Raw genomic sequence first — 22,569 nt, 5'->3', positions numbered from 1 at the left:
GCATGACCCACACGGAAGCGAACTCCCTCCTATACATAGCTGCTCCGGAGGCCACATCATCCGCCGGAGGCGTATTCCAGTAGCGAGCCGCTAAATCTCTATGCCGTTGGACGCAAGCCAATTGATAAACGCCTCTCTCTGTTGGGGATACAACATGTCCTCAAACTTCTCTTTATCGAAAGCGTAGAGCACATGCCGTATTTCAGTGAATGGATTGATGTTTATGTCCTTCTTTCGCTGGTCTTGCTTAAAGTTCCAAACACGATTGCGGTATTTTGAGATCGCCTCCTTGAGCGAAGCCAAGGAAAAACCTTGGTTCATATTCTTTATTTCGTCGACGAAACCATCAACGGCCTCAGGATCAAAGCGATATTTCGGATGAAACTTCTTCATCATCGCCAAAAAAGAGAACGCGTCGAGCGCGGCATCCTGCAGAACCGGAGCATCTGCATCTTCGCGCGCTGTCGCTTGAATCAAAGCGATCTCCGTTTCTGCGTTCAGCGCCGAAAATTCCTGGTCTGCCAATTCGAACAACGCGGCCAACCGAATTATTCGCCTCTGCAACGAAGGAGGAGATTGTCTCTTGTATCTCAGCTTGTGCTCAACTTCACTCCATGCATCTTGCACGATCGATCTGAGCTGAAGCTCGACGCAGATCTCTTCAAACTTTGAGTATTCGGGGAAAGCAAGCCGATCGCGCTTGAGTCTAATATCGAGGTGGAGCCCCTTATACCCAAACGACCGAATGTCGCTCAAAAGGACTTGCGTCTTGTCCGTGACTGAGACGATGTCGAAATTTGCACGAATGATACTTTCAATCTTTGGTATGTCGGTCTCGTAAAGACAAATTACGCGAACACCTATTTGATCGGTGATGTAGTCCTTGATGTGATACTCATCTTTCTTTTCCGCTTCGTTGCGGTACTTAAGACTGAATTTCTTGATACATTCATCGCGGTCTTTGATACGTGATATTACCTTTGGCTGTTCAAAGTCATCTACATCTGTCAACTGCGCAATCAGGTTGCGAAAAGCCTTCTCGGCAGAAGCAAACAATTGAGAGTTGCGTGCGAAGTACTCTTTGAACTCGCTTTTCTTGGCTTCGAATAATTGCGACTGGCCATCCGACGCAATACCGATCGCATCGTCAAAGGGAAGCACTTCACTATTCATAATAGCCTCAATGAAACGTACTGCAACCAATTCAGGATATACTCTTCCCCTAGTTGCATCAACAGTAAAGGGAACTCTTTCGAACGGCCCGAGGCGCAGGAGGGGACAGATTTGGAAAAGCAAACTGAAGGGACCTCCACAATCCAAGTATAGCCTTGCATCATGTGCGAATGGCAATCCGGTAACAATGATCCCCTTCAAGTAGCCGCCATCGATGCTGATCCAGCGGGCAACGGCCGACGCTGGGCATTGAGAACACTCTCACCGGGAACGCGCTCTATCCGCTCCACCGAAGCCTGGGCGCCGAGACTCCTGTGACGCGTCCATGCAGATGCTAGAGGGATCGCGAAGGCGGATGCATCAACGAGTGGAGAGGCGCGCAGAAGACACGCTCGCGCGAGTGGGGGAGGTGAACGAAGAGCGCGGCACATCTCTTCGTGCCGAGGTGACGCTGGTCACGCCACCAGCGCGGCGTCCTCGTCACCGTCGATGCCGCGTTGTGCGGCCAGCAGGCTGATGATCTCCGCATTCGGCCGGGCCTTGCTGAACAGGAAACCCTGGCCCTCATGGCAGCCTTCGGCGCGGAGGCAGCTGAGCTCGGCCTCGGTCTCGACGCCCTCGGCGGTAATGGTGACGCCAAGACCTTTGCCGAGGCTGACGATGGAGCGGATGATCGCCTGGGCCTCGCGGTTGGCGGCGAGATCGCGCACGAAGGACTGGTCGATCTTGATCTTGTCGAACGGGAAGCTGCGCAGATAGCTGAGGCTGGAATAGCCGGTGCCGAAATCGTCCATGGAGATGCGCACGCCGAGCGCGCGCAGCGCATGCAGCGTCGCCAGCACCTGCGCGCTCTTCTCAAGGAGCAGCGTCTCGGTGATCTCGAGCTCGAGCCGCCGCGGCGGCAGGCCGGAATGCTTCAGTGCGTCGGTCACCATCGAGAGCAGATTGCCGCTGCGGAACTGGAGCGGCGACAGGTTGACCGCGACGCGGACGTCGTCGGGCCAGGTCGCGGCATCGAGGCAGGCCCGGCGCAGCATCAGCCCGCCGAGCGGATTGATCAGGCCGGTGTCTTCGGCAACCGGAATGAACTCGGCCGGCGACACCATGCCGCGCTCGGCATGCGGCCAGCGCACCAGCGCCTCGAAGCCGGTGATGCGGCCGCTCGTGAGGTCGATCAGCGGCTGGTAGTACGGACGCAGCACGTCGTTCTGGATCGCGTCGCGCAGCTCGACCTCGATCTTGCGGCGGCTCTGCGCCTTCGCATCGAGCGCGGCCTCGAAGAAGGCGAAGCTGCCGCGCGCGTCCAGCTTGGCGCGCGACAGCGCCATGTCGGCGCTCTTGAGCAGCTTTTCGGAATCCTCGCCGTCGCCCGGCGCCATCGCAATGCCGATCGAGGCGCCGATGACCACGGAATGGCCGTCGAGCAGATAGGGATCGGCAATGGCCGCCAGGAGGCGCTTGGCCAGCATCACCGCGTCCTCGGGACGCGCCAGCCCGCTTTGCACGATCGCGAACTCGTCGGAATTGAGCCGCGCCAGCGCGTCCTCTTCCCGCAAGGTGGAGCGCAGCCGCTTGGCGACGCCGCGCAGGAGCTTGTCGCCGACCGCGTGCCCCAGCGTGTCGTTGACCGCCTTGAAATTGTCGAGCCCCAGCATCAGCAGCGCGACCTTCTCGGTACCGCGGCGCGTGTGCAGCAGCATCTCGTCGACCTGCTGCCGCAGCAGGCTGCGATTGGGCAGGCCGGTCAGCCCGTCGTGCTGGGCCATGAAGGCGAGCCGCGCCTCGGCGCGCTTGCGCTCGGTGATGTCCATCAGCGCGAGCAGCACCGCGGGCCGCTCGGCATAGGTCAGCTCGCGGGAATAGATCGCAAGGTCGATCAGCGCGCCATCGGCCTTGACATGCTTCCAGGTGCGGCCGGCCTGCTCCTCGCCGGTCTCATCGACGGTCCAGGGCGGCTCGCTGTCGAAGGCCTGCAGGGAGCGGATCTTCAATCGCTCGAACTCGGCCCGGCTATAGCCATAATGCGCGACCGCGGCATCGTTGACGCCGAGGATGCACTCGTCGTCCAGCGCGCAGACGATCATGGGCACGGGATTGCCGTCGAACAGCAGGCGGAACGAGGCCTCGCGCTGCTTGAGCTCGGTGATGTCGACGCGCAGGCCGACGACGCCACCGTCATCGGTCAAGCGCTCGTCGATCAGGATGACGCGGCCGTCGGACAGCTTCTGCTCGTGGCGCGCGCCGGGCTTGTAGAGCTTTTGCAGGCGCTCGGCGATCCAGGCGTCCTCGTTGCCGACGGCCTCGGGATAGTCGCCGCGTGCGACGCCGATGCGCAGCGTGTCTTCGAGGCGCGCGCCTTCCTCGAACAGATCGGCGGTCTTGCTGTAGATCTCGGCGTATTTCTTGTTCCAGAGGACGTAGCGGCCTTCGGCATCGAGAAACACGATGCCTTGCGGCAGGATATCGATGGCCTGGCGCAGGCGCTCATGGGATTTGCGCGCGTCCGCGATCGCGGCTTCCGCCTCGGCACGGCTGCGCAGGACTTCGTCGCGTTCGGAAAGGGCACGCGAGGCGCGCGCGAAACGCGACTTGCGCGCCTTCTGGCCGGCACGGGCAAGCACGCTTTGCTTTCGCTTTCTTGCTTTTCGAGACCCCAAACTCAACTTCACTCGTCCCAGTCGCGCCCAGCGGCCGCAAGCTTTGGGGCAAGTGTCTGAAAAAAAAGTAATCTTGCCCGGACGCGGTCCGCACGCGCCGGCGATTGCTGCCTGTTTGCGCGGCGCGGCGAGCGGCTGCAGGCGCCATCAGACTGAGTGTGGCGTCGCAATCAATGAGCGATCCGGTGCAAAATTGCGCGCGCGCCTGAATCCGTTCCGAAACCGCGCGCGATTGCATGCCAGCCGCAAGTATTCCCCGCTCAACGCACGAATTTTGGTCAATGCAGGATACGGTTATTGCACCGTTAAGAAACGGCGGGTCGAGACGCGATTCGGGCGAGCTGCGGTGAGCCGGCGGCGGGCTCAGCGCCTCGTTCTTAACCCTGGTGCAGCATTGGGCTATAAGAGCGTCAGCATGAGTCGCCGCGGCATCACCCTCCTCCTGCTCTCGTTCGTCTGCCTGGGCGCCGGTAGCGCGCTGGCCCAGGACAAGGGCAGCATCACCCCGAAGCCGCTGCCGCCGCTCGCCAATCCGAACGACCCCGATCTCGCCGCGAAGGAACTGTTCGCGCGCAAGCTGCTGCCGTCGAAGGGGCCGACCCATGTCATCGGCTCCTACACCAAGGGCTGCATCGGCGGCGCCGAGCAGATGCCGGTCAACGGCGATCATTGGCAGGTGATGCGGCTGTCGCGGAATCGCAGCTACGGTCATCCCGACATGATCGCGCTGATCAGGCGGCTCGCCGCCAAAGCGCACAAGGACGCGGGCTGGCCCGGCATCCTGGTCGGCGACATCGCGCAGCCGCGCGGCGGGCCGGCGCTGTCGGGCCATGCCAGCCACCAGATCGGTCTCGACGCCGACATCTGGCTGACGCCGATGCCGGACCGCCGGCTCTCGCGCGAGGAGCGCGAGGAAATGTCGGCGGTGATGATGGTGCGCCCGGACCGGCTCGACATCGACCCCAAGGTGTTCACACCAGGCCACGCGCTGGTGCTGCGCGACGCGGCGCGGGAGCCCGCCGTGCAGCGCATCTTCGTCAACGCCGCAATCAAGAAGGCGCTGTGCCGCGAGGCCAAGGGCGATCGCGCCTGGCTGTCGAAGATCCGCCCCTGGTGGGGGCACGACTACCACTTCCACATTCGCATGCGCTGCCCGGCGGGGGCCGGCGAATGCGAGGGCCAGCCATCACAGGCCGAGGACGAAGGCTGCAAGCCCGCCGATCTCGCCTACTGGTTCTCCGACGCGGTGCTGCACCCCAAGCCGCCGCCCGAGCCGCCCAAGCCGAAGCCGCCGATGACGCTCGCGCAGATGCCGGCAGCCTGCAAGGCGGTGCTGCATGCAGGCGACGCCAAGCCATAAGGTAAGCTGCCGCGGAATGCACCGCCGTCGTCCCGGGGCGCGAAGCGAGCCCGGGATGACGAACTCAGTTGCCTTTGACGTGGCGCCGCGGCCTGCTATGTTTGCACTGCGATATCCCCGCCGGCCGTAAGCCGTCGCAAGGGACCGTGGAACAGCGCTTCCGCCCGTCGCATCTGTCCGACCCAACGCAGATTTTGCGCGTGCACCTTGCGCGCGCGAGCTCGCACGGAGCGCATCCCATGTTTCGTCTATCAGGACTTTTCGCCGCCTTGGTCATTCTCGCCGGCACGGCCCTCGCGCCCGCCGCGGCCGAGGACAAGACCATCACGGTGTTCGCTGCCGCCTCGATGAAGAACGCGCTGGACGAGATCGACGCTGCCTACACCGCCAGGACCGGCGTCAAGTTCAGCGTCAGCTACGCCGCAAGCTCGGTGCTGGCCAAGCAGATCGAGCAGGGCGCGCCGGCCGACGTGTTCGTTTCCGCGGACACCGACTGGATGGACTACGCGATCTCCAAGAAGACCATCAACGAGCCGACACGCGTCAACCTGCTCGGCAACAGCATCGTGCTGATCGCGCCGAAGGATTCCAAGATCGACAACGTGACGATCGCGCAAGGCTTCGATCTGGCCAAGCTCGCCGGCGACGGCAGGATCGCGACGGGCGACGTCAAGTCGGTACCGGCAGGGAAATATGCCAAGGCGGCGCTGGAAAAGCTCGGGGCCTGGCAGGCCGTAGAGTCGAAATTCGCCATGGCCGAGAGCGTGCGCGCGGCGCTGACGCTGGTCGCCCGCGGCGAGGCCGTGCTCGGCATCGTCTATTCCACCGACGCCAAGGTCGAGCCGGGCGTGAAGATCGTCGGCACCTTCCCGGCGGATTCGCATCCTGCGATCATTTATCCGGTCGCGGTAACCAGCACCGCCAAGCCGGAGACGAACGACTATCTCGCCTTTCTGCGCTCGACGGCGGCCAAGACCATTTTGGAAAAATACGGCTTCAAGTTCCTGATCAGCCCGACGACCTGATTCTTGCAAACCTGATTTCTGCGACCCGATATGACGACTTGATGTTCGAGATCTCTCCCGCCGAATGGACGGCGATCCTGCTTTCGCTCAGGGTCGCCGTCATCGCCACGCTGGTCGCGACGCCGTTCGGCATCGCGCTGGCGTGGCTGCTCGCGCGACGCGATTTCTGGGGCAAGTCGATACTGGACGCCTTGGTGCACCTGCCGCTGGTGCTGCCGCCTGTGGTCACCGGCTATCTGCTGCTGCTCAGCTTCGGTCGCAAAGGTCTCATTGGCGGCTTTCTCGCCGACCATCTCGGCATCGTCTTCGCGTTCCGCTGGACCGGTGCTGCGCTCGCCTGCGGCGTGATGGCGTTTCCGCTTCTCGTCCGCCCGATGCGGCTGTCGATCGAGGCGATCGATCGCCGGCTCGAGCAGGCCGCCGAGACGCTCGGCGCAGCCCCGTGGAAAGTGTTTTTCACGGTGACGCTGCCGCTGGCGCTGCCGGGCGTGCTCGCCGGCATGGTGCTGGGCTTTGCCAAGGCGATCGGCGAGTTCGGCGCCACCATCACCTTCGTCTCCAACATTCCCGGCGAGACCCAGACGATTTCGTCGGCGATCTATTCGCTGATCCAGACACCGGACGGCGATGCCGCTGCGGGAAGGCTCGTGATCGTCTCGATCGTGCTCGCGATCGGCGCGCTGATCGCGGCCGAGTGGTTCGCCCGCCGCGCCACGCAGCGGCTGCACGGGAATTGACCATGCTGCGCGTCGACGTCGAAAAACAGCTCGGCGAATTCTCGCTTCACGCATCCTTCAGCAGCGAGGGGCGTGTCATCGGGCTGTTCGGCGCCTCGGGTGCCGGCAAGAGCTCGCTGGTCAACATGATCGCCGGGCTGCTGCGGCCCGATCGCGGCACCATCACGATCGACGGCGAGATCGTCGACGACACCGCGGCGGGCATTCACGTGCCCACTTACCGCCGCCGCATCGGCTACGTGTTCCAGGATGCGCGGCTGTTTCCGCATCTGAGCGTGGCGCAGAACCTCGACTATGGGCGGCGGATGAACGGACTTGCGCCCGATCCGGCGCAGCACAAGCGCATCATCGAGTTGCTCGACATCGGCGCGCTGGTTGATCGCCGCCCCGGGAAGCTGTCCGGCGGCGAGCGCCAGCGCGTCGCGCTCGGCCGCGCGCTGCTGTCGAAGCCGCGCCTTCTGCTGCTCGACGAGCCGCTCGGCGCGCTGGACGAAGGCCGCAAGCTCGAGATCCTGCCCTATCTGGTACGGCTGCGCGACGAGGCCAATGTGCCCATGGTCTATGTCAGCCACGACGTCGCCGAGCTGCGCCAGCTCGCGACGCAGATCGTGATGCTGAAGCAAGGGCGGGTGACGTCATTGGGCGGGGTGAAGGTGCTGACGTGAGGGCCCGTGGCCCATCCCTTGCGAGCGTAGCGAAGCAATCCAGAGACTATCCGGGGCGGCAGTCTGGATTGCTTCGTCGCAAGAGCTCCTCGCAATGACGAGTGCTTCGCTGGCTTTGTCCTGCCAACCACCAGACTTCGTAGGGTGGGCAAAAGCGCTCTTCGCGCGCCGTGCCCACGTCGTTCCTGCTGGTGGGCACTGCGCAAGGGCGCCTTGGCCCACCCTACTGCAGCGTCAGACTCCCGCCACCGAGGACCACAGCTCGGCGAGCTTCTTCCGCAGCGCCTGGGTGCGTGTCGGCGGCGGCGGCGTCTCGTCATCCTCCGGCAGGCGCAGGCCGACGACGTTGACGCGGCCACCGGAGATGCTGCGGGCGACCAGCACGATCTCGTCCAGCGCGAGCTCGGCGCCCTCCTTCGGCGCGCGATCGAGATGGACGTCGAAGTAATCGGCGAGCGTGAGCTTGCTCTCGTCCTCGCTCACCTTGACGCCGTAGATCTCGGCGAGCTCGGCGAGCGTGTGCTCGCCGGAGACCATGAAATCGCCGAGCAGATGCGGATCGGGCGCGGTGCTCGGCTGCATGTCGACGAAGAAGCGGTCGAGCGACTCGGCCTTTTCCGGCGGCGCCAGCAGATAGATGTAGTCGCCCGGCGCGATCGGGTCGGCTTCCGTTGGCGTCAGGATGTTCTCGTTGCGGATGACGAGCGTCGGCTTGGACCAGGACGGGATCAGACCGCGGCGGAAATACAGGCTCTTGGGCCGCACCGGATAGCCGACCAGCTGCTGCTCGAGCTGGCCGGGCAGATCGAGCTCGACGCGGCGCGGGCCGCGTTCGGCGCGCGGCAGCGCCACGTGCAGCTTGCGGGCAGCCGGCGCCAGGGTCCAGCCTTGCAGCAGGAGCGAGATGATGACGACGACGAAGGCGACGTCGAAATAGAGATAGGCCTTGGACAGGCCGACCAGCATCGGGATCGAGGCCAGGAAGATCGCGACGGCGCCGCGCAGACCAGTCCAGGCGATGAAGATCTTCTCGCGCCAGTTGAAGCGGAACGGCGACAGGCACACGAACACCGCGAGCGGCCGTGCCACCAGCATCAGGACGAGCGCGACGGCGACCGCCGGCAGCACGCTGGGCCCCCAGCCGGCTCGGCGAGACCAGAAGGCCGAGCAGCACGAACATCACGATCTGCGCCAGCCAGGTCGCGGCATCGAGGAAGGTCACCACCGAATTATGGGCGCGGGTCGGCCGGTTGCCGATGATGATGCCGGCGAGATAGACGGCGAGGAAGCCGGAGGCGTGCATGATCTGCGAGCCGCCGAAGATCACGAGCGCGCCCGTGGTCACGAAGGGCGCATGTAGTCCCTGCGGCAGGGCGACCTTGTTGAGCGCGATGACGACGAGGCGGCCGCCGAACACGCCGACGACGGCGCCCAGTGCCGCCTCCAGCACGAACTCCATCAGCACGTGGCCGGCCGAGCTCGAGCCGACCGAGATGTATTCCACCAGCATCAAAGTGAGGAAGATCGCGAAGGGATCGTTGGTGCCGGATTCCGCCTCCAGCGTCGCGCCGACGCGCGGGCGCAGACGCAGGCCCTGGGTGTGCACCAGGAGGAACACGGCGGCCGCGTCGGTCGAGGCCACCACGGCGCCCACCAGCAGCGACTCCGCCCAGTTGAGGTCGAGCGTGTATTTGGCGAACGGCGCCGTGACCAGCGCGGTCAGCAGCACGCCGACGGTCGCGAGCACGAGAGACGGGGCGAGCACGGTGCGGATGCTGGCAAAGCGCGTGCGCAGGCCGCCGTCGAACAGGATCAGGGCGAGCGCGACGGAGCCGACCAGATAGGTGGTGCGGACGTCGTCGAACTGGAGCTGACCGGGGCCGGAATCGCCGGCGAGCATGCCGATGATCAGGAAGACGAGCAGCAACGGCGCGCCGAAGCGCAGCGCAAGCAGGCTCGAGAGGATGCCGGCCATGACGAGGACGGCGCCGAGCAATATGGCCAGACTGACGGAGTCGAGGGAAGCCATCCACCTTCCGGGTAAAAAATCGCTGGAATTTCATCCTTATCGTCGGCGGACTCGCGCGCCAACCCATTTTCGCGCTTCGCGGCAATCTGCCCGTATTTTACGGCCTTAACGCGCATCACTTCACGGTGTATCGATGGCCCGGCCGCGCCCTGCCCTCGAATCAATTCCTGCCCGCTTGCCGACGAGACCGATGGACATGGACCTCAAAGACTTCATGGAGTTCGTGCAGACCACCGCACGCAGCGTCGGGGCGGAAATCTCCTCACCCTGGTTCTACCTGCAATTCGGCCTCATCCTGGCAGCGGCCGGCATCGCCTATGCCGCGGAGGCCGGCATTCGCAGCCGTGTCGACCTGACCTCGCTGGCGATGCGCTGGCCGCTGCCGCTGCGACACTTCGTTCGGGTCATGGTCGCCAGCGCCTCGACGGCGGTGTTCACGCTGCTCGTGATCGTCTCGCGCGTGGTGATGTATCACGCGACCTGGCCGAGCCGCTCCTATCTCCTGATGGTCGCAGCCAAGCTGGGTTTCGCCTGGCTGGTGATCCGGCTCGTGACCTCGGTGCTGCGGAACGCCTTCATCGTCAAGCTGGTGTCGATCACGGCCTGGTTCGTCGCCGCGCTCTCGATCGTCGGCCAGCTCGATGCGACGGTCGACCTGCTGGATTCCTTCGCGATCGTGCTCGGCGGCCTCAGGCTGACCCCGCTTCTGGTGCTCAAGGCCGGCGCGCTGCTGCTGATCGCGCTCTGGCTCACCAACATCGCCAGCAATTTCGCCGAGAGCCGGATCAACTCGACCACCGACCTGACGCCGTCGGTGCAGGTGCTGCTGGTGAAGATCATCCGCATCGGGCTGCTCACGGTCGCAATCGTTATCGCGCTCGGCGCGGTCGGGATCGACCTGTCGGCACTCGCGGTGTTCTCCGGCGCGGTCGGCGTCGGTATCGGTATCGGCCTGCAGAAGATCGTGGCCAACTTCATCTCGGGGATCATCCTGCTCGCCGACAAATCGGTGAAGCCGGGCGACCTCGTCACCATCGGGGACAATACCGGGCGGATCAGCGCGATGAAGACGCGCTATATTTCCGTCGCCGCCGGTGACGGCCGCGAATTCCTGGTGCCGAACGAGGATCTGGTGACGCAGAAGGTCGTCAACTGGACCTATACCGACAAGAACACGCTGGTGAAGATCGCCTTCGGCACCAATTACGACGCCGACCCGCGCCTGGTCACCAAGCTCGCCGCCGAGACCGCCGCCGCCCATCCGCGCGCCACCAAGGGCAAGGCGCCGAACAGCATTTTGACCGAGTTCGCGGAAGCCGGCATGAAGTTCTCGCTGACCTTCTGGATCGCGGACCCCGACGGCATGGACAACGTCAAGAGCGACGTGATGCTGGCGCTGTGGGACGCCTTCAAGCGCGAGGGCATCCGGGTTCCCTACCCCGTCCGCGAAATCCGCATCCGCGGCGGCGCCCTGCCGGTGGAAACCACCGTAGAAGTCCCGAATTAGGTCACTTTCGCCCCCGAGGCTGGCCCCTCGGCTTGCATGAAGCCTGCCAATCATTAAATTGGGGCCTGAAATCAAGCCTTTCCACCGACATCGAGATCAGCCCGAGAAGACCTGACACGCATGAGCTACGTCGACGCCACCGAGACCTCCCTGCGCAAGACCGGACAGATCAAGCTGCACGGGCCCGCCGCCTTTGCCGGCATGCGCAAGGCGGGCGCGCTGGTGGCCAGGTGCCTGGACGAGCTCACCGACATCGTCGGGCCCGGCGTGCCGACCTCCAGAATCGACGAATTCGTCCGCGACTTCGCCTTCAGCCATAGCGCCTATCCGGCGACGCTGATGTATCGCGGCTACCGCTACTCGACCTGCACCTCGCTCAACCACGTGGTCTGCCACGGCATGCCGGGCGACCGTCCGCTGAAGGAAGGCGACATCGTCAACATCGACGTCACCTTCATCGTCGACGGCTGGTATGGCGATTCCAGCCGGATGTATGCGATCGGCCCGATCGCGCGCAAGGCGGAGCGGCTGATCGAGGTGACCTATGAAGCGATGATGCGCGGCATCGCCGCGGTGAAGCCCGGCGCCACCACCGGCGACATCGGCCATGCCATCCAGAGCTTCGTCGAGCCGCAGGGCATGAGCGTTGTGCGCGATTTCTGCGGCCATGGCCTCGGCCGCATGTTCCACGACGAGCCGAACATCATCCATATCGGCCGGCCCGGCGAGGGCGTGCAGCTCAAGCCCGGCATGTTCTTCACCATCGAGCCGATGATCAATCTCGGCAAGCCGCATGTGAAGATCCTCTCCGACGGCTGGACCGCGGTGACGCGCGACCGCTCGCTGTCTGCGCAATTCGAGCACTCGGTCGGAGTCACCGCGACGGGTGTCGAGATCTTCACGCTGTCGGAGCGGCACGGCGAGAAGCAGATCGGGTGATCTGGGGCACCGCCCTCGTCGCGCGACTGCTGGCGCAATTGACGGTTGCAAAAACGCCGGTCCCCGGCAATGCTGGCGGCCGATGCCCGCCAAGTCTGACCACGACAACAGCAAGCCCGAGGACGCGCCGCACTATCTCGGCCATCGCGAGCGGCTGCGCGAGCGCTTCTACAGCGCGGGCGCGGATGCGCTGAGCGATTACGAATTGCTGGAGATGGCGCTGTTTCCGGCGCTGCCGCGGCGCGACACCAAGCCGCTCGCCAAGCTGCTGATCAAGACCTTCGGCTCGTTCGCCGAGGTCGTGCATGCGCCGGTGGCGCGCCTGCGCGAGGTCGACGGGATCGGCGAGTCCGCGATCAACCAGCTCAAGCTGATTGCCGCGGCGGCGCATCGGGTCGCCAAGGGCGAGGTCAACAGCCGCAACGCGCTGTCATCCTGGAACGAGGTGATCGCCTATTGCCGCACCAGCATGGCGTTTGCCGACAAGGAGCAATTTCGCCTGCTGTTCCTGGACAAGCGCAACCAGCTGATCGCCGACGAGGTGCAGCAGACCGGCACGGTCGACCACACTCCGGTCTATCCGCGCGAGGTGATCAAGCGCGCGCTGGAATTATCGGCGACCGCGCTGATCCTGGTGCACAACCACCCCAGCGGCGATCCCTCGCCCTCGCAGGCCGACATCCAGATGACGAAGGCGATCATCGACATCGCAAAACCGCTGGGGATTGCCGTGCATGATCACATCATCGTCGGCAAGAACGGGCATGCGAGCCTGCGCGGGCTGCGGCTGATCTAGAGTCTCAAAATCAGATGACAAGGGAACGATGAGCGACTGGCTGCACAATCTGCCGGTGCCCGTCATGGCGCTGGTGATCTTCGGATTCACCTATCTTATGGCCGCGGCGATCTTCGCAGGCATCGCGCTTGTCGCAACGGAGGAGCGTGCCAAATCGCTCAAAGTGATCTCGCCGGGCATGCTGCCCGTGCTCGGCATCATCTTTGGCCTGTTCGTCGCCTTCACCGCAGCGCAGGTCTGGGGCGACAGCGATCGCGCCAGTGCCGCGGTGAGCCGCGAGGCCAGCGCGCTGCGCAGCGCCGTGCTGCTGGCCGGCGGCCTGCCGGCGGAGCAGGAGACGAAGCTGCGCGGCCTGGTGCGCGACTATGTCGGGCAGGCTGTCGCGGTGGAATGGCCGATGATGGCGCATCAGGAGGCATCGCTGAAAGTGACGCCGCCGGCGCTCGCCGATGCCCTGCAGCTCGTCATCACGATGACGCCGCAAGGCACGGGGCAGGCGAATGTGCAACGCGAGCTCATCGCCGCGCTGGAGCAGGCGCTGGATGCGCGGCGGCAGAGGATCATCGTCAGCCTCGCCGCAGTCAATCCAGTCAAATGGTGGTGCCTGTACCTCCAAGCCGCCTGCGCCTTGCTGGTGATCGGCCTCGTTCATTGCGACAACCGGCTGGGATCGGCGATCGCGATGGGCCTGTTCGCGACGGGGGTGGCCACCTCCGTCCTGCTGATTGCCGCACACGACCGGCCATTCGCCGGTCAGGTCTCGATCAAGCCGGAGCCGCTGCTGCAGATCATGCCGGAGGCAGCAGCGAAGACCTAGACGGAGGCGCACTCCCTCTCCCGCTTGCCGGAGAGGGTCGGGGAGAGGATGTTTCCGCAATGGGATAATCCCCAAGAGGAAAACCTCACCCGGCGCGCGGGACGATGCTTCGCATCGCCCGGACGCGCCGACCTCTCCCGCAAGCGGGAGAGGTGAACCGAGACCGCGGCATTGATCAACCTAAAGCCATTCCGCTTGAGGCCAGATCAGAACACCTGGCTTTTGGCGGCCTTCAAGTGGTCTTCTGCGGCCGTGATGCCGGCGAATGCCTTGAGCGTCAGGGCGGTCGGTTGCGGCTTCCATTCGGCAACCATTTTCTCGGCCTTCTCGAGCTCCGGCTTGGACAACATGGAAGCCATTTCGTTGACATTCCTGGCCGGCGCCACCTTCGAGAGCTTGAAATAGGCATACGACAGGGACACGTCCCTCGGCGTGCCCTTTCCTGCAGAATATGCGCGGGACAGGCTGAAGAGGGCGCTAGGGAGGCCCTGATCGCCTGCCATCTTCCACCATTTCAGCGCTTCTTCCGAATTCCCTTGCCGGTCGTACATGAGAGCGACATCGTGCTGGGCACGCGCGTAACCGGCCTTGGCGGACACAAGCTTGTACTTCAATGCCTGATCCGGATCCGTTGCGACGACGCCCACGCCCTGCCCGTCATAATAACAGCCGAGCTTATAGGCTCCGAGCGGATCGTTGGCCGCGGCCGATTTTTGAAACCACTCGAATGCCTGGCTGCGATCCTGCGGTGTGCCGATGCCGTTATTGTGCATCATGCCGACATGATATTGCGCCTCCGCATCTCCGCGATTGGCCAACGCCACCATCGCATTGAAGGTACGGGTGTCATTCGCGCTGGCGGGCATCGCGAATAGCAGAAGGCACGAAAAGGCCAGGGCAACGAATTTCATATCAAAGCCCGATCGAGTTTGAACCATTCCGTCTTGGTCGCTCGAGACGGAGAAAAAGTTCGAAATCAGCGATCCTTGGCCTGCCCGGGCGGTCCCGTCAGGGCTCCACCCAGCGCTGCACCGCCTCGGCGGTGTCGGCAGGCGTGGTGTTGAAGCAGATCGCGGCGTCCGGCGCCAAACGGTGGACGAGGTTCAGCACCTTCTCGAACAGGAGCAGGCGCTCCTTCGGCTCGCGCAGGCCGGCGCCGATGACGATGCAGTCGAAGCGCTCATCGCGCAGCGCCGCCACCACGCCGGCTTCGGCTGTGACATCGAGATCGATCAGGCAGCTCGTGACCTCGAAGCCGAGATCGCGCAGGCGCAACAGCTGCGCCTCGATGTAGTCGCGCACGAGCTCCGGCGTCAGCTGCGGGAATGCGCTGTAGTCGGCATTGCCGGGTTCGATGCCGATCGCGAGGACGCGCTTGGCCATGCAGGACACTCCTTGCCGGACCGTCTCGTCTTGCTAACGGAGGGATGGCCGGCCGGTTCCCGGAGCGGTGGAGGCCTCGCCCTGGTTCTACCGAGATTTCCCGCCCAAGCTGTAAGCCATTTCACATGCGCCGCGCCGGTGACCTGCCAGACTTTCGACAGATCACGCTGGAGCCAGGCGCCGATCACGACACCCGGCTCACTCTGGTTTGCACGGCAAGTCGATCATTCAATCAATTTGCGGGAGCGGAAGATGATTTCATTCGAGAGTTTCAAGAACGAATACGAGCGGAATTGGGCCGGTCTCGAAATCCGGCCCGGACGCCTCGCCGAGGCGAATGCCATCGCCCGCAAGGCGCTCAACGGCAAGGCGACCTATCAGCAGATCGAGCGGCTGACCGGCGTGCCCTGGTACTTCACCGCGCTCTGCCATTACCGCGAATCCAACTTCGATTTCGACACCTATCTGGGCAACGGCGAAACGCTTCATCGCACGACGACGATCGTTCCGAAGGGGCGCGGCCCGTTCGCCACCTTCGTGGACGGCGCCGTGGACGCGTTCAGAATCGAGAACTTCATCGGTGCGCGGGATTGGGGCATCGCGCGGATGCTGTTCCGGCTCGAGGCGTTCAACGGCTTCGGCTATCATTCCAAGGGCGTCAATTCGCCCTATCTCTATGGCGGCTCGACCCTGTACGGCCCGCCGGAAGCAAGAGCCGGAAAATTCGTCCGCGACCATGTGTTCGATCCCGGTCACGTCGATGCCCAGCTCGGCACGGCGGTGATCCTGCATGCGATGATGGCGCTGGATTCGTCGATCGCGCTCGACGACGGCCCGCAATTCGCCGGTCGCACCGAGCCCGAGGATGAGGTGGCTTCGACGGTCATGCTGATGCAGCAGGCGCTGAACAAGCTCGGCGCCAATCCGCCGCTCGTCGAGGACGGCATCAGCGGACCGAAGACCAGGGCCGCCGTCTCGCTGTTTCAGCAGCAGAACGGCCTGAGGGATACCGGATTGCTCGACGCCGCCACGGTCGCCGCCATCACGCGCGGGATGCAGCAGCCGGGCCCGGCCGGGCAGAACGGCGACCTCTCGCAGATCCTGAAGCGGCTGGAAGATCTCACACAAGTGCTGCGACCGCCGGCAAGCGGCGGGACGCTGCCGGCGATCGTGCCGAGCAACACATTGCCTGCCACCAACGATCCCGTCAGCCTGTTCGAACGGCTGTTCTCCCTCATCAACAAGACAGCGCCCATGCCCGGACCCGTCGCCCCGATGAGCCCCGCCCCCGTCGATCAGCTGAAACAGGTCGTCGATTTGCTCAGCACCCTGCTCAACAACGGCGGCGGCAAGCCGATGCTCGGCCAGGTCAATGGCGCGCTCGGCGAGACCATCGGCAAGCTGCTCGACGGCAAGAAGACCGCGCTCGGCATCGGGGGCTCGCTGATCACCGCCCTGCTCTCCTCGGTGACGGCAAGCCCGAATGCGGGAGGCCTTGCCGGGCTGCTCGGAACCATCGTGTCGGCCGTGCCCGGCCTTGGCCAGTTCGCAATGCCGATCTCGCTCGCGCTCGCCGTCTGGGGCGTGCTCGGCAAGATGGAGAAATGGGCGCAAGGCACCGCGCCGCCGCCGAAGGTGACGACGTGAGGACCCAGGGAGATCGGACTTGGGATGCTTCTCCAGGAGCAGGTGCGCTCCCTCCCCTGCTTGCGGGGGAGGGTTGGGGAGAGGGTGTCTCCACAATCGAGAATCCCCAAGAGGAGAAAGCCCTCACCCGGCGCGCTGGACCATGCTTCGCATCGGCCGGAACGCGCCGACCTCTCCCGCAAGCGGGAGAGGTTGTCGAGCCCGCGGCTTGGCCCCGCCTACTGGCGCAGCATGATCAGGGGATCGGCGGTGTCGGGGACACGGCGCCACTGCGCGTTGTCGTCGGCCTCGAACTGCCAGGCGTCGCCTGATTTGGACATCAGGATGATCTGGCCACGCTCGAGTCGCCATTGCGTCGGGTTGAACTGCGCGATCGTGGCGTCGCATCTCGGCTTGAGGAAGACCTGGAAATTGTCCGGGCCCGCTTCGGTGTTGGTCAGCGTCAGCCCGCAGATCGGCTGGCCGTTGCCGCGCACCATCGACCAGTCGCCGATCATCTGGTCCATCGACTTCGCCATCGAGCGCGCGGCGGCGAGGTCCTGCAGGATGTAGACGCCCTCGCCCTGGCGCAGGCCTTCGAAGATGCCGGCCTCGACCTCGGTGAAATCGATCACGGCTTCGCCGGTCGCATCCTGCAGGCGCACGATGTCGAGGCCCTTCACGCTCCAGGCGACGATGTCCTTGGTGAAGGGCAGCGCGGTCTTGCAGGCCGGCTCCAGCTCCAGCTTGTAGCCCTGGCCTGCGGCGTCACCTCTCAGTGTGACAACGCAGGTCTTGCTGCGCTCGGTGGTCGAGAGCTCCCACTGTCCGGGCATCTGCTTCTTCAGGCTCGTCGCATCCTGCGCATGCGCGATGCCGGTCGCGGCCAGAAAGGCCGCGATGGCAGATGCGAGAAGGCGACGAGCGATCATCAGCGCCCCTTGAACGGCGTTTCCGCAACCGGCGTCAGCGGCGCCTTGCCGGCGAACCAGGACTTGAGATTGTCGACCACGAGCTGGTCCATGGCGTTGCGCGTCACCACCGAGGCCGAGCCGATATGCGGCAGCAACACGACGTTCTGCATGGTCTTGAGCTCGTCGGGCACGTTCGGCTCGGCCGCGAACACGTCGAGGCCGGCGGCGAGAATGGTGCCGGATTTCAGCGCCTGGATCAGCGCGGGCTCGTCGACCACCGAGCCGCGCGCGACGTTGACCAGCACGCCGCGCGGGCCGAGCGCCTTGAGCACCTCGGCATTGATCATCTTTTCGGTCGAGGCACCGCCCGGCACGATCACAACAAGCGTGTCGACAGCTTTCGCCATCTCGATCAGATCAGGGTAGTGCTTGTAGGCGACCTCCTTGGAGGGGTTGCGCGAGTGGTAGACCACCGGCACCAGCGAGGCATCGAGCCGGCGCGCGATGGCTTGGCCGATCCGGCCCATGCCGACGATGCCGACCTTGCGGTCGCGCAGCGAGCCGACGCTGAGCGGATAGTTCTGGGTCTGCCACAGCCCGGAGCGGACATAGCGGTCGGCCTTGATGAACTCGCGCAAGGTCGAGATCAGAAGGCCCATCGCGACGTCGGCGACCTCCTCGGTCAAGACGTCGGGCGTGTTGGTGACGACGATGTTGTGCTCGGCGGCATATTTGGCGTCGATGTGGTCGTAGCCGACACCGAAGCTCGCCACCATTTCCAGCTTCGGCAGCTGCGACAGCGAATCCTTGTCCGCGCGCACGGTGTGGTAGGTCACCGCGACGCCGCGGATCCTGTCGCGGACCGCCGGCGTCAGCCGCTCGAGATCGCCGCGCGTCTCCGCCTTGTGCACGACGAAATGATCGGAAAAGCCGTTCTCGAGAATCGGCCGCACCGGCCCATAGATCAGAAGGTCGATCTTTTCGGACGAAATCGAACCGGCAGCCATCAGTTTTCCTTTCCAAGCGCGCTTTCATGCCAGCGCCGTAAAACGAGGTGGGAAACTAGCGCCAGCACCCCATAGATGACAATCCCGGCCAGCGACAACAGAAGCAGCGCTGCAAACATGCGGGGTATGTTCAAGCGATAGCCGGATTCGGCGATCCTGTAGGCGAGCCCGGAGCCGGCGCCGGCCGTTCCGGCCGCGATCTCGGCCACGACGGCGCCGATCAGCGACAGGCCGCCGGCGATGCGCAGGCCGCCGAGGATATAGGGCAGCGCCGCCGGCAGCTTGAGGAAGCGCAGGGTTTGCGGCTTCGATGCGCCATAGAGCTGGAACAGCCCGGCCAAATTGCGGTCCACCGAGTTCAGCCCGAGCGTGGTATTCGACAGCACCGGGAAGAAAGCGACGATGAAGGCGCAGACGACCACCGCGGTCTGCTGCTCCAGATAGATTAGCAAGAGCGGCGCGATCGCGATCACAGGCGTCACCTGGAGCACGATGGCATAGGGGAACAGCGAATATTCCACCCATTTCGACTGGTTGAACAGCAGCGCCAGCGCGATGCCGCCGATGCTGGCGGCGACAAAACCTTCGAGCGTGGTTGCAAGCGTGATCGCCAGCGATTGTGACAGCACCGCCCAGTCCTTGATTAGTGTCAGCACGATGACCGAGGGCGCCGGCAGCACGTAAGGCGGGATCTCCTTGATGCGGACCACGAGTTCCCAGGCTAGGAGGCCGGCTGCGAAGACGATGACCGGCAGCACGAAGCGCATCGCGCGTTGCGCGCCAGAGGATTTTGCCGGCACGGGAGCTTGCGCGCTCATAGCGTCGACTGCTCCGAATAGGACGGCGCCAGCGCGGCGGACACGCGTCGGCAATAGTCGGAATAGGCCGCCGAGGTGCGAAACTCCTCAGCCCTCGGCTCGACCGTCTCGATACGGATGTCGGCCTGGATGCGGCCGGGCCGCGACGTCATGACCACGACGCGCTGCGACAGATAGACGGATTCGAACACCGAATGGGTGACGAAGATGACGGTCTTGCGCAGGGACCGCCACAGCGCCAGCAGATCGTTGTTGAGGCGGAAGCGCGTGATCTCGTCGAGCGCGGCGAACGGCTCGTCCATCAGGAGGATATCGGGATCGGTGACGAGCGCGCGCGCCAGCGACACCCGCATCTTCATGCCGCCGGAGAGCTCGCGCGGAAAGGCATCGGCGAAATCGGCAAGGCCGACACTCGCCAGTGCCGCGTCGGCACGCGCGCGCCCCTCCGCCTTCGGCACGCCGCCGAGCTTCAGCGGCAGCCGCACGTTCTCACGGACGTTGGCCCAGGGCATCAGGGTGGGCTCCTGGAACACGAAGCCGATGCCGTGACCCGGCTGCGGCACGCCCTCGTGCCGTGCCACCCGCACCGTGCCCGACGACGGCGCGCTGAGCTCGGCGATCAGCCGCAACACCGTCGATTTGCCGCAGCCGGACGGGCCCAGCAGCGAGATGAACTCGCCCTTGCGGACAGCAAGATCGAACGGGCCGAGCGCCATCACGCCGTTGTCATAGACCTTCGTCACGCCGCGCAGGCTGACGGCAAGAGCCGTGAGGCTGGCCTCGACGGCGGGTGGCGTTGAGCTCGCTACCATCGATCGCTGGTCTTTGTGAGGCTCGGTCGCGCCGCATCTCTCACCTCTCCCCAACGGGGAGAGGTCGGCGCGCAGCGCCGGGTGAGGGGCCTCAGGTCCCACGAGAGAGCGTAACCCCTCACCCGCACCGCATCTGACGATGCGATGCGGCCTCTCCCTTCGGGAGAGGTGGGCCCCAGCCGCACCGCCGTGCCTGATCTCAGCATCTACGGCTTGTTCGGGCGCAGCTCGACGCCGACGCCCTTGTTGACGAAGCGCAGCGTATAGGATTTGCGGAAGTCGAGATCCGCCTTCACGACGCCGGCCTTGACCATCTTGTTGAAGAAGGAGGCATAGCGCTCGTCGCTCATCGCACCGATGCCGTTCTTCAAGCTGTCGCCGGAATCGACGATGCCGTGCTCTTTCATCTTGGCGACGGAATAGGCCAGGAGATCGTCGGTCATCTCCGGGTTGAGCTGCTTGATCAGGGCATTGCCGGCGGAATTGTCGCGGTAGATGTAATTGTACCAGCCGATCATGGAGGCATCGACGAAGCGCTGCACCAAGTCGGGCTTCTTCTCGACGATCTCACGGCGGGTTTCGATCAGGGTCGAATAGGTGTTGAAGCCGTAATCGGCGAGCAGCAGCACGTTGGGCTTGAAGCCGGCGGCCTTCTCGACCGCGAACGGCTCGGAGGTGACGTAACCCTGCATGGCGCTCTTGGGATTGGCGATGAAGGGCTGCGGATTGAAATTATAGGGCCGGACGTTCTTCTCGCTGAAGCCGTATTCGGACTTCAGCCACTGGAAATAGCTGGTCATGCCTTCCTTGGAGACGAACAGCGTCAGCGGCTTGAGATCCTCGATCTTGGCGACCTTGGCGTCGGGCTGCGTCAGCATCACCTGCGGATCCTTCTGGAACACCGCGGCGATGCTGACGACGGGAACGTTGTTGGCGACCGCGTCGAACGACATCAGCGTGTTCGCGGCCATGAAGAAATCGATCTTGCCGGCAATCAGCAGCATCCGGTTGTTCTCGTTGGGACCGCCGGGGACGATAGTGACGTCGAGACCGTATTTCTTGTAGGTGCCGTCGGCGACCGCCTGGAAGAAGCCGCCATGCTCGGCCTCGGCGACCCAGTTGGTGCCGAATGTGACCTTGTCGAGCGTTTGGGCGCGCGCCGGCGCAAAGGAGGCGACAGCGGCCAACAAGCCTGCAATTAACGCTCGCCGCAGATGAAAGGGGGGCATGATGGCACTCCGTCGACCCTGGCTGGTCCAATCGTCTCTGGTTCAAGTGAATGCAACGCGATAAAACCGCACGACATCAGGGGATGCGAGCCGGCCGGGCCCGCATCCCCTCATAGCGCAAATTACGTGACAAATTCGGGCAAGGAAACCTTGATGACGCCCTCCCGCGACTGGATCGACATCGACTGGGCTCATGCGAGCCCGGGCGAGGTGTCGCGCTGGATCGCGGTGCTGCCGCTGGCGGCAACCGAGCAGCACGGCCCGCATCTGCCACTGACGACGGACGTGCTGATCGCGGACGCCTATCTGGCACGTGTGCGCGAGCTGTTGCCCGCGAGCATTGCGGCGAGCTTCCTCCCGGTCGAACGGGTCGGGATTTCCACCGAGCATATCGACTATCCGGGCACGCAGACGCTGCCGACCGAAATGGCGCTGAAGAAATGGACTGGGATCGGCGAGGAGGTTGCACGCCGCGGCGTGAGAAAGCTCGTCATCGTCACCAGCCATGGCGGCAATAGCGCGGCCATGATGCTGGTCGCGCAGGACCTTCGCGCGCATCAAAAGCTCTTCGTGGTGACGACGTCGTGGTCGCGGCTCTCGGGCGCGGACACATTGTTCCCGACCGATGAAGTGCGCCACGGCATTCACGGCGGCGCGGTCGAGACCTCGATCATGCTGGCGCGCTATCCTGATCAGGTGCGCAAGGATGCGATCGCTGATTTTCCCGCGAGCAGCATCGCGATGGAGCAGCAATATCGCTGGCTGTCGACGCAGCGGCCAGCGCCGTTCGCCTGGCAGGCGCAGGATCTCAACGCCAGCGGCGCAGTCGGCAACGCGACGCTGGCTGAGCCAGCGAAGGGCGAGCAGTTGCTCGATCAAGGCGCGCGCGCCTTTTGCGAGCTGCTGGGAGAGGTCGATAACTTCGACGTGAACAGGCTCGCAAAGGGGCCCCTCGGCTAGCCCGCATCCAACTGAAACCATTCGAGAAATGACGGGATTCCGGGAGCGCCAGATGCGCTTTCGAACCGGACGCGGCATGCCTCCGTCCAACTGGGCACGCGGGCCACAACGGACC

The 22,569-nt window shown here is 64.3% G+C and carries 19 protein-coding genes and 1 pseudogene; 10 read left to right on the top strand and 10 right to left on the bottom strand.

What is annotated here, in order from left to right:
- Window positions 1–90: 90 nt before the first annotated feature.
- Window positions 91–1,374, bottom strand: coding sequence for a GTP pyrophosphokinase (locus AB7M16_RS21860; RefSeq protein WP_453945195.1), 1,284 nt, complete (start codon window positions 1,372–1,374; stop codon window positions 91–93).
- A 254-nt stretch (window positions 1,375–1,628) separates the two neighbouring features.
- On the bottom strand, window positions 1,629–3,794 hold the full coding sequence (locus AB7M16_RS21855) for an EAL domain-containing protein (RefSeq protein ID WP_453945194.1): 2,166 nt from the start codon (window positions 3,792–3,794) through the stop codon (window positions 1,629–1,631).
- 451 nt (window positions 3,795–4,245) lie between these two features.
- On the opposite strand from AB7M16_RS21855, the gene mepA reads away from it, so the two are divergent.
- The 4 genes from mepA (at window position 4,246) to modC (ending at window position 7,617) form a co-directional block, all read left to right on the top strand.
- Window positions 4,246–5,190 carry a penicillin-insensitive murein endopeptidase gene (mepA, locus tag AB7M16_RS21850; RefSeq protein ID WP_453945193.1) on the top strand — a complete coding sequence of 315 codons (945 nt, stop codon included), beginning with the start codon at window positions 4,246–4,248 and terminating at the stop codon, window positions 5,188–5,190.
- A 239-nt stretch (window positions 5,191–5,429) separates the two neighbouring features.
- On the top strand, window positions 5,430–6,215 hold the full coding sequence (gene modA, locus AB7M16_RS21845) for a molybdate ABC transporter substrate-binding protein (protein ID WP_453945192.1): 786 nt from the start codon (window positions 5,430–5,432) through the stop codon (window positions 6,213–6,215).
- A 41-nt stretch (window positions 6,216–6,256) separates the two neighbouring features.
- The gene (gene modB / locus AB7M16_RS21840; RefSeq protein ID WP_212259424.1) at window positions 6,257–6,952 is read left to right on the top strand and encodes a molybdate ABC transporter permease subunit; all 696 of its coding nucleotides are present in this window, start codon (window positions 6,257–6,259) and stop codon (window positions 6,950–6,952) included.
- Between the two features lie 2 nt (window positions 6,953–6,954).
- Complete coding sequence (gene modC, locus AB7M16_RS21835) at window positions 6,955–7,617, top strand: molybdenum ABC transporter ATP-binding protein (RefSeq protein ID WP_453945191.1); 663 nt, start codon at window positions 6,955–6,957, stop codon at window positions 7,615–7,617.
- 234 nt (window positions 7,618–7,851) lie between these two features.
- Here the strand turns inward: modC and AB7M16_RS21830 are convergent.
- Window positions 7,852–9,646: pseudogene (locus AB7M16_RS21830) on the bottom strand (potassium/proton antiporter).
- Window positions 9,647–9,836: 190 nt separating this feature from the next.
- On the opposite strand from AB7M16_RS21830, the gene AB7M16_RS21825 reads away from it, so the two are divergent.
- The 4 genes from AB7M16_RS21825 (at window position 9,837) to AB7M16_RS21810 (ending at window position 13,705) form a co-directional block, all read left to right on the top strand.
- On the top strand, window positions 9,837–11,153 hold the full coding sequence (locus tag AB7M16_RS21825) for a mechanosensitive ion channel family protein (RefSeq protein ID WP_212259421.1): 1,317 nt from the start codon (window positions 9,837–9,839) through the stop codon (window positions 11,151–11,153).
- A 120-nt stretch (window positions 11,154–11,273) separates the two neighbouring features.
- The gene (gene map / locus AB7M16_RS21820) at window positions 11,274–12,092 is read left to right on the top strand and encodes a type I methionyl aminopeptidase (protein ID WP_172786644.1); all 819 of its coding nucleotides are present in this window, start codon (window positions 11,274–11,276) and stop codon (window positions 12,090–12,092) included.
- Between the two features lie 82 nt (window positions 12,093–12,174).
- Window positions 12,175–12,888, top strand: coding sequence for a RadC family protein (gene radC / locus AB7M16_RS21815; protein ID WP_453945190.1), 714 nt, complete (start codon window positions 12,175–12,177; stop codon window positions 12,886–12,888).
- A gap of 28 nt (window positions 12,889–12,916) precedes the next feature.
- The gene (locus tag AB7M16_RS21810; protein WP_439365421.1) at window positions 12,917–13,705 is read left to right on the top strand and encodes a bestrophin-like domain; all 789 of its coding nucleotides are present in this window, start codon (window positions 12,917–12,919) and stop codon (window positions 13,703–13,705) included.
- Window positions 13,706–13,911: 206 nt separating this feature from the next.
- Here AB7M16_RS21810 and AB7M16_RS21805 read toward each other — a convergent pair whose 3' ends face one another.
- Window positions 13,912–14,616 (bottom strand): tetratricopeptide repeat protein, encoded by a 705-nt coding sequence (locus tag AB7M16_RS21805; RefSeq protein ID WP_212259418.1) that lies wholly within the window; start codon window positions 14,614–14,616, stop codon window positions 13,912–13,914.
- Between the two features lie 97 nt (window positions 14,617–14,713).
- A complete protein-coding gene (locus AB7M16_RS21800; protein ID WP_172786638.1) occupies window positions 14,714–15,088 on the bottom strand; it encodes a hypothetical protein in 375 nt (124 codons plus the stop codon).
- A gap of 252 nt (window positions 15,089–15,340) precedes the next feature.
- Here AB7M16_RS21800 and AB7M16_RS21795 point away from each other — a divergent pair, with 252 nt between their 5' ends.
- The gene (locus tag AB7M16_RS21795; RefSeq protein WP_260381793.1) at window positions 15,341–16,735 is read left to right on the top strand and encodes a peptidoglycan-binding protein; all 1,395 of its coding nucleotides are present in this window, start codon (window positions 15,341–15,343) and stop codon (window positions 16,733–16,735) included.
- Between the two features lie 218 nt (window positions 16,736–16,953).
- Here the strand turns inward: AB7M16_RS21795 and AB7M16_RS21790 are convergent, their stop codons facing one another.
- The 5 genes from AB7M16_RS21790 to AB7M16_RS21770 form a co-directional block, all read right to left on the bottom strand.
- A complete protein-coding gene (locus AB7M16_RS21790) occupies window positions 16,954–17,646 on the bottom strand; it encodes an AprI/Inh family metalloprotease inhibitor (RefSeq protein WP_453945189.1) in 693 nt (230 codons plus the stop codon).
- The gene (locus AB7M16_RS21785; RefSeq protein ID WP_453945188.1) at window positions 17,646–18,635 is read right to left on the bottom strand and encodes a 2-hydroxyacid dehydrogenase; all 990 of its coding nucleotides are present in this window, start codon (window positions 18,633–18,635) and stop codon (window positions 17,646–17,648) included. Before AB7M16_RS21785 ends, AB7M16_RS21790 begins: the two co-directional genes overlap by 1 nt.
- Window positions 18,635–19,453 (bottom strand): ABC transporter permease, encoded by an 819-nt coding sequence (locus AB7M16_RS21780; protein ID WP_453945187.1) that lies wholly within the window; start codon window positions 19,451–19,453, stop codon window positions 18,635–18,637. The genes AB7M16_RS21785 and AB7M16_RS21780 overlap by 1 nt, the downstream gene beginning before the upstream one ends.
- On the bottom strand, window positions 19,450–20,265 hold the full coding sequence (locus AB7M16_RS21775) for an ABC transporter ATP-binding protein (protein WP_453945186.1): 816 nt from the start codon (window positions 20,263–20,265) through the stop codon (window positions 19,450–19,452). Before AB7M16_RS21775 ends, AB7M16_RS21780 begins: the two co-directional genes overlap by 4 nt.
- Before the next feature lie 206 nt (window positions 20,266–20,471).
- Entirely contained in the window at window positions 20,472–21,494 is a 1,023-nt protein-coding gene (locus AB7M16_RS21770; protein ID WP_172786632.1) for an ABC transporter substrate-binding protein, read from the bottom strand.
- Window positions 21,495–21,647: 153 nt separating this feature from the next.
- Between AB7M16_RS21770 and AB7M16_RS21765 the strand changes: the two genes are divergently transcribed.
- Window positions 21,648–22,454 (top strand): creatininase family protein, encoded by an 807-nt coding sequence (locus AB7M16_RS21765; RefSeq protein WP_453945185.1) that lies wholly within the window; start codon window positions 21,648–21,650, stop codon window positions 22,452–22,454.
- Window positions 22,455–22,569 lie beyond the last annotated feature (115 nt).

This window comes from Bradyrhizobium sp. USDA 372, assembly GCF_053629095.1.
The sequence above is the reverse complement of the archived record's forward strand: the minus strand, read 5'-3'. Positions and strand labels throughout refer to the sequence as shown.